This is a genomic window from Gordonia sp. C13, assembly GCF_023218005.1.
Classification (GTDB): Bacteria; Actinomycetota; Actinomycetes; order Mycobacteriales; family Mycobacteriaceae; genus Gordonia; species Gordonia namibiensis.
The window spans coordinates 15298-29561 of the sequence record NZ_JALPSY010000031.1 but is presented as its reverse complement, the minus strand read 5'-3'; the positions used below and the strand labels follow the sequence as shown (position 1 = coordinate 29561).

9 protein-coding genes and 3 pseudogenes are annotated in these 14264 nt (G+C 61.8%); 5 read left to right on the top strand and 7 right to left on the bottom strand.

All coding sequences use genetic code 11. The annotated features are described in order from the left end of the window. Positions 1–6: 6 nt before the first annotated feature. Complete coding sequence (locus tag M1L58_RS20020; protein ID WP_248660220.1) at positions 7–5481, top strand: DEAD/DEAH box helicase; 5475 nt, start codon at positions 7–9, stop codon at positions 5479–5481. Then, a complete protein-coding gene (locus M1L58_RS23655; RefSeq protein ID WP_374112765.1) occupies positions 5454–6461 on the top strand; it encodes a PD-(D/E)XK nuclease family protein in 1008 nt (335 codons plus the stop codon). Before M1L58_RS20020 ends, M1L58_RS23655 begins: the two co-directional genes overlap by 28 nt. A 167-nt stretch (positions 6462–6628) precedes the next feature. Here the strand turns inward: M1L58_RS23655 and M1L58_RS20015 are convergent. From M1L58_RS20015 to M1L58_RS20000, 4 genes and pseudogenes are all read right to left on the bottom strand, one after another. Then, positions 6629–6805: pseudogene (locus tag M1L58_RS20015) on the bottom strand (ATP-binding protein); the annotation flags it as partial. Between the two features lie 61 nt (positions 6806–6866). Then, a pseudogene (istB, locus tag M1L58_RS20010) lies at positions 6867–7713 on the bottom strand (IS21-like element helper ATPase IstB). Continuing rightward, positions 7710–8507 (bottom strand): annotated as a pseudogene (locus M1L58_RS20005) (Mu transposase domain-containing protein); the annotation flags it as partial. The pseudogenes istB and M1L58_RS20005, both read right to left, overlap by 4 nt. Positions 8508–8792: 285 nt before the next feature. Further along, complete coding sequence (locus tag M1L58_RS20000; protein ID WP_248660219.1) at positions 8793–9584, bottom strand: hypothetical protein; 792 nt, start codon at positions 9582–9584, stop codon at positions 8793–8795. Positions 9585–9764: 180 nt separating this feature from the next. Here M1L58_RS20000 and M1L58_RS19995 point away from each other — a divergent pair, with 180 nt between their 5' ends. Then, positions 9765–10313, top strand: coding sequence for a hypothetical protein (locus M1L58_RS19995; protein ID WP_248660218.1), 549 nt, complete (start codon positions 9765–9767; stop codon positions 10311–10313). Between the two features lie 123 nt (positions 10314–10436). Here the strand turns inward: M1L58_RS19995 and M1L58_RS23650 are convergent, their stop codons facing one another. Then, positions 10437–10616: an IS3 family transposase gene (locus tag M1L58_RS23650; RefSeq protein WP_374112764.1), complete on the bottom strand. Its 180-nt coding sequence runs from the start codon at positions 10614–10616 to the stop codon at positions 10437–10439. 387 nt (positions 10617–11003) lie between these two features. Here M1L58_RS23650 and M1L58_RS19985 point away from each other — a divergent pair, with 387 nt between their 5' ends. Continuing rightward, complete coding sequence (locus tag M1L58_RS19985) at positions 11004–11597, top strand: TerD family protein (RefSeq protein ID WP_248660217.1); 594 nt, start codon at positions 11004–11006, stop codon at positions 11595–11597. 103 nt (positions 11598–11700) lie between these two features. Here M1L58_RS19985 and M1L58_RS19980 read toward each other — a convergent pair whose 3' ends face one another. Further along, positions 11701–12306 carry a class I SAM-dependent methyltransferase gene (locus tag M1L58_RS19980; protein WP_248660216.1) on the bottom strand — a complete coding sequence of 202 codons (606 nt, stop codon included), beginning with the start codon at positions 12304–12306 and terminating at the stop codon, positions 11701–11703. 171 nt (positions 12307–12477) lie between these two features. After that, complete coding sequence (locus tag M1L58_RS19975; protein WP_248660215.1) at positions 12478–13644, bottom strand: LLM class flavin-dependent oxidoreductase; 1167 nt, start codon at positions 13642–13644, stop codon at positions 12478–12480. A 214-nt stretch (positions 13645–13858) separates the two neighbouring features. On the opposite strand from M1L58_RS19975, the gene M1L58_RS19970 reads away from it, so the two are divergent. Next, complete coding sequence (locus tag M1L58_RS19970; RefSeq protein ID WP_248660214.1) at positions 13859–14260, top strand: hypothetical protein; 402 nt, start codon at positions 13859–13861, stop codon at positions 14258–14260. Positions 14261–14264: the final 4 nt, after the last annotated feature.

Here is a 14264-nt window from a genome sequence, read left to right as displayed (position 1 = left end):
TTCATAGTGCTGCCAACGCTTCCCGCACCTTCCGCGCGCGGGCTGGACGTCATGGGTACGTTTAATCGATTGCGGGACGCATACTTTCGGTACTACGAGACACCCTTCGGGCTTGCTGATCCTCGGCTTCAGCAGGAGCGCCGCGAAATTTTCGACCATGACAACGGCGCATACCGCTTTCCCTTGATCGAGCTGCGGCCAGAGTATGTCAACGTTCCGCGTACGTTAAGCGAATCCGTCGCGGAGTGTGGCGCGCCAGTCGAACTGGGCGCCTTCGCGGCCGCGGGTCTGATACCGCCAGGCATTCGGCTGTACACACATCAGGAGCGTGCCTTGGCTGCCGGCCTGACACGGGGCCGGAACATGGTGATCACCGCCGGAACCGGATCAGGCAAGACGGAATCGTTCATGCTGCCGGTGATTGCCTCACTGCTCGAAGAATCCCGAAACTGGCAGGGTTCTGCAGCCAGCCTTCGGCCGTGGTGGCGTACCACGGGTGCGCCCTTTCAGTCGCAGCGCGCAGACGAGAGTCAGCGACCGCAAGCTGTCAGGACGCTGATTTTATACCCGATGAACGCCCTAGTGGACGATCAGCTGATGCGTATGCGGCGCGCGCTCGACAGTGACGCTGCAAGGCAATGGCTCGATGCCCATCGTCGGGGGCATCGCTTCTATTTCGGGCGGTACACCGGTGCGACACCTGTCACGGGGAGTCGTGAAAGCACACTCGCCTTGGGCCGCTTGCGGGATGTCTTGACCGAGTCTGATGTGCGTTCGGCGCGGGCCGCCCAAGTTGCCAGTCAATCCGGCGACCCAGATATCCGATTCTTCGTGCCAAGACTCGACGGTGCAGAGATGCGATCGCGCTGGGACATGATCGATGCACCGCCGGACGTGCTCGTCACAAACTACTCAATGCTCAACGTCATGCTACTACGCGATCGTGATCAGAGCTTCTTTGCCTTGACGCGGCAGTGGTTGGACGCTAGCCCCGATCATCGCTTTACCCTTGTGGTGGATGAGTTGCACACCTATCGGGGTACTGCTGGGACCGAAGTCGGATATCTACTGAGGAAGCTCAAGCATCGGCTGGGATTAGACCAGCGGCCGGATCAACTACGGATCCTAGCTGCATCGGCTTCGCTCGATGCGCAACGTGATCAGCAGTATCTCGAAGAGTTCTTCGGTGTGGACGCGAGTTCATTCGACTTCGTCGAAGGCGAACTCGACATGCCAGAGGTTACGCCGGTGGGGTCGGCCCAGGACGTGTCGGCGATCCTGGCGGCGGATGCTGAGGGGTCAGTCCAATTGGCCCGAGACCGGAGATTGACTGACACAATGCGTCGGGCATTCATCGACCACGGCAACGCAGAGCGCGTGTCGACCGTAGCGAAGACGCTCGATGTTGTTGCCGCAGAGATGTTTCCCGACGCTGAGCCAGAATTGCGGGATGAGGCTCTCAATGTTCTATTGAACGGTTTGACGGTTGCCCCAGTTGCTACGGACCCGAAACTACGGGCCCACTACTTCTTTCGAAACATACCTGGACTCTGGGCCTGTACTGACCCCACTTGCCCTGATGTGCCGGCGCAAGGTGGTTCGCCGCGGACTGTGGGCCGCCTGCACGCGGAGCCGACAACGCGCTGCACGTGTGGTGCGCGAGTGCTGGAGTTGTTGTACTGCCAGAACTGTGGAGACGTCCTTCTTGGAGGGTTTACCCCAGAAGGGGCGACACAGCAAAGTCGGGTTGACACACTGCTCTTAGCGGACATCCCAGAGCTCGGCAAGTTACCCGATCAGGTCCGATTGGACCGGACCGCCGCCAATTATCTCGTCTACTGGCCGAATCAGACGAACGCACTGACCGCGCCTGATCAAACGACTTGGACACGCGACAATAAACGTGTGCGGTATGACTTCCGCCGGTCTGCGCTTGTGCCGGCATCGGGCGCTATTCGCGTGACCGGTGCGGGCGGCGGACACACGGGCTGGACCTTCCATGCCGTCGTTCCGGCCGCTGGTCGCCAGCACCGCGACCCTGCCACCATTAGCCCGTACCCGACTGTGTGTCCGGCCTGCGGTGATGACTGGGAAATTCAGTACGGGCGTGATGGCGTTCGATTGCCCCACACCGACCCACTGGCCCAGCGCTCGCCGATTAGGGCGATGCGCACCGGCTTCGAGAAGATCAATCAAGTCCTCACGACGGAGCTGGCGACCGACCTCCCGAGCAGTGACAGAAAGTTGATTCTCTTCACAGACAGCCGTCAGGACGCGGCAAAACTGTCGTCAGGCCTTGGCCTCCGGCACTATCAAGACCTCTTGCGACTCTTGCTGCATCGGCAGCTTGACAGCGGTGGTGATGCACTAGCGGACATTCAGTTGGCGCGAGCGAATGTCGTTGATCGAGTTCGGACGGACGAGACGTGGGCCGCGTATAGCCGCCTTGAAGCGCGGGATGCAACGACGTTTGCGCAGATTCGAGATGTCTGGGAGTCGCGCCCAGGTACGAAACCTGAAGATGAGACACCCCTCGCGGCGCGGCTGGGACGCGGGCCGACAATCGAGGCTTCCAGTGGTGCTATCGCTGGTCAGTTACTCGACTTGGGAATGAACCCGGGTGGCCCGCACGCCAGTATGCAAGAGACTGGAGGAAAAGGGAGTCGGCGTTGGCCCACGCTCTACGACTGGAATGCCGCCCCGCCTACCCCACGAGGCAATCTTTCCGCTGAGCAGCAACGGCTCCTCGCAACGATCAATCAGTCGCTGTTGAGTGAGATGCTTGACGGCCTCTTTTCTGGCGTGGGCCGTGATTTCGAATCACTCGGGCTTGGGTGGTTGGCACTTGCGGATGATGCCATGCCACTTGATATCGCGCTAACGAACGACCTCGCCTACGCGCGGTCAGGCTTGCGCGTGCTCGCGGACACACGCCGGTTCTATGGGCTGCGTCATCCCCGCAGCGACCCCCCGCGACAACTCCGGAACTTCTGGAGGGCCATCGAACAGGCCGGTGGGCCGACCGAAGGCGACCTGAGGGCGAAGTTTGACGCCCAATGCGGCGCAGCCGTCCGTGATTTCCTCATTGATCCCAATGCCGTCGTACTGCGCCAGGGTGACGGCACTGGATGGGTTTGTGGCAATTGCCGAAGGCCGCATCTAGTCCGCGGCTGCGGCTACTGCACCCGATGTCAGCAACCACTACCGGCTCAGTGCACACCAGTTTCCCCCGAGGACGACTACTACGGGTGGAAGGCAACCACCGATTCTGGCCACTTTCGACTAAATTGCGAGGAGTTGACTGGCCAAACTGATCGGATAGATGCCCAGGCCCGGCAGTCGCGATTCCAAAATGTGTTCCTCGACAACGAGATCGCACGTGCTGATGGCGTTGATCTGTTGAGTGTCACGACCACGATGGAGGCGGGCGTCGACATCGGCTCCTTGTCTGCGGTGGTGTTAGGCAATATGCCGCCGACACGATTCAATTACCAGCAGCGTGTTGGCCGTGCCGGTCGACGGGGAACACCCGTCGCGATCGCGCTGACCGTATGCCGCGGACGTAGTCACGACGAGTACTACTTCGACCAGCCGACTCGGATCACCAATGATCCCACTCCTCAGCCATACCTGGCCGTCAACAGGCGTGAGATCTTCTTGCGATCGCTGAACGCAGAGGTGCTGCGCCAAGCGATGCCCGATGTGGAACAGAGCATCCTCGCTAGCAGTGGAACATTCACGCCGACGGTTAACGTGCACGGTGCATTCGGCCTTGTGGCCGAATGGAACGATGCAGCACCGGTTCTCACCGCATGGCTTTCAGCAAACCGCAAGCTTATTCAGGAGGTCGCACGCGCGGTTTCTGACCGCACGCCGCTTGCCGCGGATAGCGACAGCTTGGCTGATGAGGTGATAGCCCAACTGCCAGCGCTAATTTCAGACGCTGTCTCAGGAGCGGGACACGACGAGCTGAGCCAGCGGCTTGCTGAACGCGGTGTGCTCCCGATGTTCGGATTCCCTACCAGTGTGCGACATTTGTATCTCCGACGCCCCTACCGGTCGTACCCTTGGCCCCCTTCATGGGTCATCGATCGCGACCTGGCGATGGCAGTGAGCCAATTCGCCCCATTGAGTGAGGTCGTCCGAGATGGGCGTGTGTACACGTCCGTCGGGGTCGTTGATTTCGAACCTATCGGGCGGAGTCCCCGACCTCCAGCGGAAGATGTTCTTGGCTCCGAGCGGCCGATCCATCTTTGCCGCTCCTGTTCCTATCTAACTGACGATGACATCGGTGATGTGGCAACGTGCCCGCGATGTGGTTATGGTCCAGAGGGTTTCGCAGCGTTTCAACTGCGGGAGCCCCGCGGCTTCCGTTCGTCGCCCGCTCGTGATTTCGACGGCAACTTCGCCTGGACGCCGCGGGCAATGGCGGCGAGGGCACATGCCGACTTGGCCCAGTTGCAGCAGACAGATTTTGGATCTGCAGTGGCGTATTTCGGTCCTGGCGATCGCTATATAATCAATGACAACGGCGGCAGGCTTTTTCGTTTCAAGGAAGCTACGCCCGGTAGTCAAGATTGGGGCGGGTATGTCTCGGTCGATGCGATTGAGAAGGGCATACTCAATCAGAAGGACGCGACAGGTACCGAGCTTAAGGTCGCACTCGGGGCCGTGCAGCCCACGGATTTTCTGTTTGTAGGTCCACAGCAGGGCACTATCGCAGATCAGGGTTTGCGCCTGAATTTCGGTGGTGTAGTGCAACCGTACGGAGCGCCGGAACTCAAAGATGGTCGACGCGCGGCGTGGTACTCACTCGCGTTCCTTATCAGAAAAGTAGCGGCCGCAAAGCTCGACATCGAGCCGCTTGAACTCGTCGCGGGAATCTTCACCGGACTCGCCAACGGCGAGTCCGTCCCTTATGCGTTCATAGCCGACACGCTCGAGAATGGTGCAGGGTTCTCCACACATCTCGGGCAGCAACCGATCTTGGATGAGTTGATTCAGCAACTTCACGAATACCTTGATCGGCTGGCTGAACGCGATCACGTTGAATCATGCAGTGCTTCGTGCTATCGATGTCTTCGGGACTACGGCAACATGTCGTACCACGCGCTCCTGGATTGGCGTCTCGCGCGTGATCTACTGGAGGTCCTTGAAAGCGGTAGGCTCACGGTTGATACGGCCGTTGAAACTGCGGCGTTACGGGCGTGGTCGTACGGCTATGACGCTCACCCTCTCACCAATGTTCCAGGTGCAGTGCGTTTCACGCATCCGCGCCTTGGTGATCATGTCCTGATTGCGAGGCATCCCCTCGAAGCCACAGAGACGTCATTTATGGGGGACAGGCTGGCGGACACAATGGCCGAGGCTGAGATCGAGGCTTCTGACGCGCGCGGCATTGTTTTCGCCGACACGTTCACTCTTGATCGTGACCCGGGGAAGGTCTTCGAACTGTGCGACGCGATAATCCCGCAGACGTGACGATCGATACTGGGGGACCTCACAACTGGTTGTCGCCGACGCGCGCGTGGCGACTGACGGAGTGTGCTGCATCGGTCGGTCCGGTAGTGAATAGCCCGGTTCCATTGACCAGCGATGCGCCAAATGCAGGTGCCGTTGCTCACCGCGCAGTTCAGCTGTGGATCGAATCGGACGGGTATCGCGACGATGATCCTCGTAGTCGACTCTCTGAAGCGATCAGCGGAGCGCTGACGGAGTGCAGCGGCAGACCTACCGGCGAGTGGCCGCCTACGCGTGCGCGGTTGCTGGCGAGGGCATCACAACTGGCTGAACGCCTTCTCTGGGGTGACGACGTGCATGCAGAGCGAGAACTGCTAGATCCGATTCGGAGGCTTCGCGGAACTCCGGACATCGTGTTGATGAAGCCACGCGAGGCGGTGGTTATAGACCTAAAGACGCCGACCTCGAAGGAGGACTCACTACCTCCGTGGATCGTCTTTCAACTCACTATCTACGCCCATCTCGTTGAGCAGGTGCACGGGATTCTCCCCACCAAAGTAGAGGTGTTCCGGCTCAACCGCGGGCTCATGCCGCTAAGTGTGAACTCCACATCGGTGGAAGCCGCACTGGAAACCGTTGAGAGGGCACGCGAAGCGGACACGTCAGTCGCCACGCCAGCACCGGAGACTTGCCGGTATTGCCGACGCAGGCTTGACTGCCAACCGCATTGGGATGCTGCCGTTTGCTGGCCGGACGCCGACTGCGTTGATGGAACGATTGAGCGGGTAGAACGAGCGGCGAACGGCATCGCTGCCATCTTCCTCGCTTCCCCCCTCGGTCCCCGATGGGTGAGTGGAGTACCGGGCGATCTATTGACGGCGAATGCTGGTGAACGCGTACGTCTGGTTCGTTTACGACGCTCGGACTCGAACGACGACTCAGGGTTCAAGTGGTCCCGTCACAGCGCGCTTGCAGAGCTTCCGCCTGCTGCACCGGCTTGAGGGCTGCATGTCGCGGGCCGCAGTTTGGTGGTTCTTGCATTGACATCCGGCTATCGGGGACCTGCCCGGATCACCGATGGCATTAGGTTTGGTACGTCGTGGAGCTGTGTCAACGGCGGCTGAATTCTGAGCCCTCTTCGACGGTTGAGTTTGACCCCTTGTAGTGGTTACTGCTCGTGTTCGATGAGGTCGCGCCGGGTTTTGGTGCGGAAGGAATCGCCGGTGATGGTGATGACTTCTGCGTGGTGGACCAATCGGTCGATCAGGGCGGCGGCGCCGATGTCGTCGGCGAAGACCTCGCCCCAGCGCCCGAATGGCATGTTCGAGGTGATCAGGATCGAGCTGACGAGGCTCAAGAAACTTCCCCAGGTGTGCTCATTGAAATTCCCTACCCGTGGGCGGCTCTTACTGTAGCGTTCGCCGGGTTGGCGCGGTGGCGGCGCGCTGGTTTTGGGTGCGGGCGTGGTGGTCGCGTAGCCGGTAGGAATCTCCGTCGAGTTTGAGGACGACTGAGCGGTGTAGCAACCGGTCGAGCATGGCTGCGGCGACGGTGGTGTCGCCGAGGACTTCGCCCCATTCGGCGACCGATCTGTTGGTGGTGATCACGACGGATGTTTTCAGATACCGTTGTGCCACAACTTGAAACAGGGCTGAGGCGGCTTCGGCGGGTAATGGCAGATAGCCGAGTTCGTCGATGACGAGCAGGGTGGGTCCGGCGAAGAACCGCATGCAGGTGGCCCATCGGCCCTCGATCGCGGCTTTGTGGCAGCGGGCGGCGAGGTCGGCGGCGGTGGTCACATACGTGCGGTATCCGGCGTGTACTGCGGCGTGGGCCAGGCCGATGGCCAGATGTGTTTGCCGGTGCCTGGAGGTCCAATGAGCAGTACGTCCGTCGCGGACTCGAGGTAGGCGCAGGTGCCCAGTTCGCGGATCGACGTTCGGTCTACGCCGGGGGCGGCGTCGTAGTCGAACCCATCCAGGGTGGCCGGGTGGGTAGGCAGGCGAACCGTAGCCGGCCGACCAGTCGGCGGGCCTCGGTGGCATCGACCTCGATCGCGAGGAGATGCTCGAGGGTCTGGGTCATCGTCCATTCCTGCTCGCCAGCGGTTGCCAGGACCTGGGGCAGGGCTTGGGCGGCAGCATCGAGTTTGAGTACGGCCAGATGGCCGCGTAGTTGCTGATACAGCGAGATCGCTGGTTGTGACTGTGGTGCAGCACTATTGGAGTCCGACGATGTGGTCTTGGTGGTCATGGGAGGCGGGTCCTGTTCTGTGCGGCGCGTTCGTAGACGTTGAGGTCGATGACCGACGCCTCTACGGGGGCGGCGCCGGTGTTGGAGGCGTTGCGGCGCAACACTTCGGCGGCTTGTCGCGCGGTCTGGCCGGGTGGGATTCGTTCCTTGCGGCGATGCGGTCGACGACTCGGTGAGTCGATGGCCTGGGCGAGGGTGTCCAGGGCGACGACATGCCCGTGGTCACGCACCTTTGCTCCCGATCCGGCGGTGGCGAGGCGATGGCGGGCGACCACGATGCCCGAGGTGGTGGCAATGTCGATATGCCCGTCACCGAGGCGCTCGCTGACGGTCACCTCGCTCATCGCCAACTCCGGTGGCACCGAGTAGTGGTTGTCTTTCCTGGACACCAGCGCCTACAGAGACACGTGTCGCACTTCGGTGACAGTGGCCGGGTACGGCACCGGTGGTGGGGCACTCAGGGGCTCGCGTTTGGCTACGGTGAGCACGTTGGACCGGCCATCGCGGGTGCGACGCATCCCCACGTCTGAGCGGGTCCGGCAGAATGTGTCACATCTAGCCTGGGCGTCCTCGATGGTCACCTCGTCGGGAAGGGTTCGCCACCAGCGCTGCGCGGCAGTGTGATTGGCCCTCTCGACCACGCCCTTGCGGTTCCCGCGTCGGGGTGGGCACATCGCCACCGATACCCCGTGGTGCTTGGCTACGCCGGCGAACTCGGCAGTCAACGCCCCGGTCGCCGGATGACACACCGTGGCCATTCGGTCGAACCGCCACGACTTGGTGACCCCACCTACAACAATGGTCGCCGACCGCGTGAAGTCGGGCTCTTAAGAGCCGGAGCCCGGAAACTATCAGGATTCCCACGGTGGCTGTAAACTGGCCGGTCAAAAAACCCGACTTGAGCGTGCGAAGTCTGTGCTCCGACTGTTCAGCCTGTCGACGCCTGCTTGCGTTGATCCCGTAGTGCAAAAGTTCGAGCTCAGGCTCGTGCTCGTCCAGCCAATGTAGCGTCTGAACAGACACTGGCTCGTCAGTGTCGTCCGTAGTCATGGCGGCACCATACCCGCCGTGACGAACCGCTACCGCTCATCCGGAGGCAGAGGCCAATCCCGTCCCCAGTCGTCCTCCCAGGCAGGGTTGCTCGTCCGCGCCGTTGGTCGAGGTGCCTTCGGAGGTGGCGTGACACCCGGATCAGTTGTGTCGTCGCCCTCGATATCGATCCGCTTCATCGGCGGGGCCGCGTATCGAAGGAGTCTCTCGGCTTTGCTAAACGCTTGCGCTAGCTCACGCTCATACTTGTCGATCTGTGCCTGACTGTTGTTCTCCGGGTTCACCAGCTCGTAGCCGAGGCTCCAGGTCTGTATGGGGTTGAACCTCTCGTAGACACGTGGAAACGCGTTCTTGATCGTTTGGTTCCACATGGCCTTGGCCTCGGAGCCGTGGAGCATGATGACAGAGAGGTCGGGCAACTCCTCGATCACTCTGGTGAGCGCCTTGGCGCCCTGGTAGCGCTGGTCATAGTCGTCGAAGTCTGCACCGACCCACGGGATGGCGTTCCAGGACATGACGTCGTCGAACGCGATCTTCGCGTCCTCTAGGTATTTAGTATGGCGCTTAGCTGCCTTATCCCGATTGTCGAAGTCCAGGAAGCCGCTCCCGCGGTTGGCGGGGTCGGTGAGCGCACCCGGCATCTTGTGCACCGCGAGCAGCCTGGCCTTGGTGCCGCCGTACCGAGGCGATACGAACGGAACAAACCGGTTCCGTTCGGCCATCAATTGCTTGACGTAGGCGTTGATCGCCCGAACGTGAGCGTCGTCGATGTGGTCTTCAAGCCGGTATGGCTGCGCCTTCGGTGACTTACGTCCCCACATGGAAGGTCCCCCTGGTCGTCGGACATCTATGTAACCATTGGCTGGTGACACCTTCAGACAGAAGTGCAGGTTCTACTCATAAGACTTGGTCGGTGTCCGCAGGAAGAGTCTTGAGCATGACTGCTGGCAAGACCATCGCGGCACTGTCGACGCCTTGCGACCTGATTTCCGAAGTTTCACGTGGCTAGGATCTCGGGCTTCTTCGAGTGGGACGACGATAACCTGACTCCCGGCAATAAGCGGGAGGGCGGGCTTCATCAAAACCTGTATGACCGTGACGGCAAGCTCAAGGGAAACGCCAGGTTCATCCCTCGGGAGAAGTCAGACCGAGAATCCACCCGCCAGTCATCCAAACCGCGCGGCAAGAAGGGTGGACGGGGGCGAGCCCGTTCGAGTCGGCGGGACAGTGTCCGGGATGGAGTTGACGAATTCGTTGGCGAGGTCGGTGGGTTCGTTGTCGATGTGGTCCAAAGTGCTGTGCAAGGTGCGATTGTGGAGCTAGTCGAGGAGGCAAAACCCCACGCCAAGAAGCTGTGGGAGGAGAAAGCTCTGCCTGCCATTAAAGAGCGAAGCGCAGCAGCAGCGCACGACGCCTCGGCGGTGCTCGGTGAGAAGGCTCGGCCTTTGATTGAGCGGCAACGGGAGAAGATGGCGGTTCGCAGAACCCAGAAGGCAGCGGCCAAAGAGTCCGTCGTGGTTGAAGGAACGATCGTGGACTCCGGTCAGTAGCAGGCCTTGTTTGGTGACAACCGAATGTCGGATCTGATCTGGCGAACCCGTCGTCTCGACTACCTTTACTTAGCCTGTGTTTCGAAGACAACTTGAATCGCCCCGGGTTTGCTGGAGCCTCGGTTACTTGGTTCCGGCGACTGCCGGGACCGGGTTCTCACGGTAGATGGCGACCATGTCAGTCGACAAGTAGGCGGTCTCGTACTCGACCGGCGGGACGTGTCCGATCTCGCCATGCAGACGGCGGTGATTGAACCAATCGATGTACTCGGCGACGGCGAGCGATCTCGACCTCGCCGACACCGACCCAGCCACCTTGAGGGCGCATGATTGGGTTGCGGATGCATTCGGTTGAAGAGCGAGTTGAACGCCTCGGCCATCGCATTGTCGTACGAATCGCCCTTGGAGCCAACCGAAGTTACTGCGTCTGCTTCGGCGAGGCGTTCGGTGTAACGGATGGCTCGATACTGCACTCCGCGGTCGGAGTGGTGAATCAGCCCGGCCACGTCGTGGCCGGCACGCGACCGTGCCCACAACCCCTTATCCAGAGTGTCGAGCGCGAGGTCAGTGTGCATGGTGGTCGATATCCGGCGTTACACACCTCCTGGTGCTGGATGGTTACTCGGATCCTCGGATACGAAAAGCCCATGAAGGCAACGTCCGATCCTCGAAACTCATCAGCTCGACGCGATGACGGACGAAAAGCCCACAGAGGCAGCAGAATCCACCACCCCGACCGCGGCTCAAACCCATGAACAGACACCCAGGAACCTGACACCTGGAGCAGTGATGGATGTCCCCTCCGGCGTCACCGAATTCACCGTCAACGTCGCCTGGGAGGCGGATCGATCTGCGCCGTTCGAAGTAGATGTCGTCGCCTTCGAATTGGACCGCGACCACAAAGTGCTGTCCGACGACCACTTCGTCTTCTACAACCAGCCCGCCAGCCCAGACAGCGCAGTACGCCTGTGCATCGATGGAGATCGGGAGCAGGGGATAGCGGTCGACCTCTCGGTGGTAGGTGAAGACGTCGACCGCATCATGGTCGGCGCATCGATTGAGACGGCCACCTTTGGTGACGTCGGAGCTCTGTCGGTAACCATCGACACTTTCGAATTTACCTTCGCCACAGCGGTACTCGATGCAGCGACGACCGAGCGGTCGATGATCATTGCCGAGATTTACCGCCGTAACAACGTTTGGCGAATCCGTGCGCTTGGACAGGGATACGACGATGGCTTGGCCGAGTTTGCGGTGCGACATGGCGTGGAGATCGACGGCTGACCTGACGCGCTTCGGCCAGGCACGGTGGACCGACGCGAGGCCTCGCCACGAAGGGATGTTTCGAGGTGCCGCAAGGGAGCCCTCGGGTCAGGAACGTCGTCCGTTACGTCGGTCGAAGTATCGCGACGAGAAACTCGGAATTCGGGGTGAACGGCCGAATGTCCCACGCCGACAACAGCACGTCAGCCGCGAAGCCGGCCGTCGACGCGTCGTCGAGGAAGTCGTCGAACGGATAGTCTCGGCCCGCACCGAACCCGATCACCGCACGTCCGTCGTCGCGCAGGTGTGCGTGCAACCGCCTCAGCACGGTGACGCGGGTACTCGGCGCCAGGAACGTCATGACGTTGCCCGCGGACACGATGATGTCGAACGGCTCATCGATGCCGCGCGATGGCAGGTCGAGCTCGGCGAGGTCGTTGACCAGCCAGCGCGGTCCCGGGTGATCCTTCTCGGCCGCGGCGACGAGGACCGGATCGACGTCTACGCCGACCACGTCATGACCGACCGACGCCAGGTATCCGGCGATGCGGCCGGCGCCGCATCCGGCGTCGAGGATGCGGGAACCGCGGGCTGCCATGGCGTCGATGAAGCGAGCCTCACCGACCACGTCCTTTCCCTCACGCTCCATCGTGCGGAACCGCTCGACGTACCACTCGGAATGTCCAGGATCGGCGGCGACCTTCTGCATCCAGATGCTCTGTTCGACCATGCGACGCATTGTCGCAAAGACGCCTGATCCTGAGATGAGGGAGCCGGCGTCGCATGCGGCCGGTCGCCGTCGCGAGCTGTCACGACGGCGACCGGGGAGCGCACGCGAGCCATCTTCAGCGAATGCCGCCCGTGGGGGCGGGTGCGCTGTCGTGCTCGGAGGCGGCGAGACTCAGCCCTTCGACGCGAGTTCCTGCTGGTACTTGCGGGTCATGTGGTCGACGGCCTCAAGCTGCTTCGCGGCATGACCTTCCCGCACCGCACGTGCGTACTCGGCGGCGTCGAGCGTCGCCTGCGCCTGACCCTGGAAGTGCGGGAACACCTCCTGCGCGAAGAGTTCCGCGGAACGCTGGGTGTCCTGCGGGTTCGCCCAGTCGTGGCCCATCTGCAGGAGGCATCCGAAGCCGCCCGACTGGTCCCACAGACGCTGGACCTGATTCCGGGCTTGCTCAGCAGTTCCGATGACGCCGATACCGGCTTCGTTGATGAAGTCGATCATCTCCGTCAGCTTGCTCCCGGAGACAGCCATCTGGGGGAACGCCGCGACGTGCTGGAAGTAGTCGAACCACTGCTCGATGCCGTATTCAACCTGCCGGTACGCCTCGGCTTCGGTCTCAGCGATGTGGAACGGACCTGCGAGGGTCCACTTGCTGCGGTCGACGGTGACGTTGTTGGCCGCGGCGCGTTCCTCCACGACGTTCCAGTGGTGGCCGAGGGCGTCGAATCCGTCGGCGGAGAGTGTCGCGCCGATCGACAGCAGGCCGAGACCGTGGGTGCCGGCGAGTCGTGGACCGGTTGGCGACGCCACGGCCGCGACCACCACGTCGATGCCGTCGGCCGAGTGCGGCGCCAACTGGAGCTTGGCGTCGTACAGCTCGTGGGTGCGGGTCTTCGCGGACACCGTCTCGCCGCGGAGCAGTCGCACCACGATGTCGAGGTTCTCCTGTAGTAGCTCGCGGGTGTCGGTGGGGTTGAGGCCGATCATTGCGGAGTCGGTGGGTAGGGAACCGGGTCCGACGCCGAAGATGGTGCGGCCGCGGGTCAGGTGGTCGAGCTGCATGATGCGGTCGGCCGCCCACAGGGGGTTGTGGTAGGAGAGCGATGTGACGCCGGTGCCGAATCGGATGCGCTTCGCCCGTTGCGAGGCCGCGGCGATCATGATCTCCGGGGAGGCGATGATCTCGCTGCCCGCGGAGTGATGCTCGCCGAACCAGGCTTCGTCGTAGCCGAGGTGGTCGAGGTGTTCGACCAGGTCGAGGTCGCGTTCGAGGGCCGCGGTGGGGTTGCGGCCGGGTGCGTGGAACGGCGCCATGAAGTATCCGAAACGAAGCCTGCTCATGGGATCTCCTGTCGATCTGCTCGGCCGACGTTCTGTCGGCCACGACCCCGAGACTAGAAAGAGTGTGACTGGCGCCACAGTGCACGAAAGTGGACGGTTTGCACAGCGCCCCGCACGGTCGAATACTCCGGACCGTTGCACGGCGTTGCATGTGCTCCGCGTCACACTTGAACCGGTACGGTTCGGGGATCGCTTCCAGAGGAAGGAGTGGGCGTTGGTCAGTCAGTCGGTCGCGTTGCCCGTTGATGAGTACGAGCGGGTGTTTGCCATTCTCGACGTGTGTTCGCAGGCGGAGACTCTCGAGGCGCTCAAGAACGTGTTGATGGGTGCGTTGCACGAGCACTACGACTGTCTGAACACCACCTTCTTCGCCGGCCCTACCTTTGTCACCGCGTTCTCGGATCCTGACCCCGTGGTCACGGGGCGGATCATGCCGGTGATCGACGAGTATCAAGCGCGCTGGTATCCGAAGGACGTCTTCGCGTCCACGCAGTCGCGGGCGGCACTGTCGAAGAACCCGGCGATCTCGGCGGGCGATCTCGGCGGACTCGCTGGGGATTCGATCGCTATCTACAAGATTTCCTGTACCGCAAGCAGTTACACAGCGCAGCCGTGATGCA

Coding starts and splice junctions, on each gene's coding strand:
- M1L58_RS20000 (WP_248660219.1), bottom strand. CDS start 9,584: ATGTGGGGACGTAAGTCACCGAAGGCGCAGCCATACCGGCTTGAAGAC.
- M1L58_RS19985 (WP_248660217.1), top strand. CDS start 11,004: ATGACGGACGAAAAGCCCACAGAGGCAGCAGAATCCACCACCCCGACC.
- M1L58_RS19980 (WP_248660216.1), bottom strand. CDS start 12,306: ATGGTCGAACAGAGCATCTGGATGCAGAAGGTCGCCGCCGATCCTGGA.
- M1L58_RS19975 (WP_248660215.1), bottom strand. CDS start 13,644: ATGAGCAGGCTTCGTTTCGGATACTTCATGGCGCCGTTCCACGCACCC.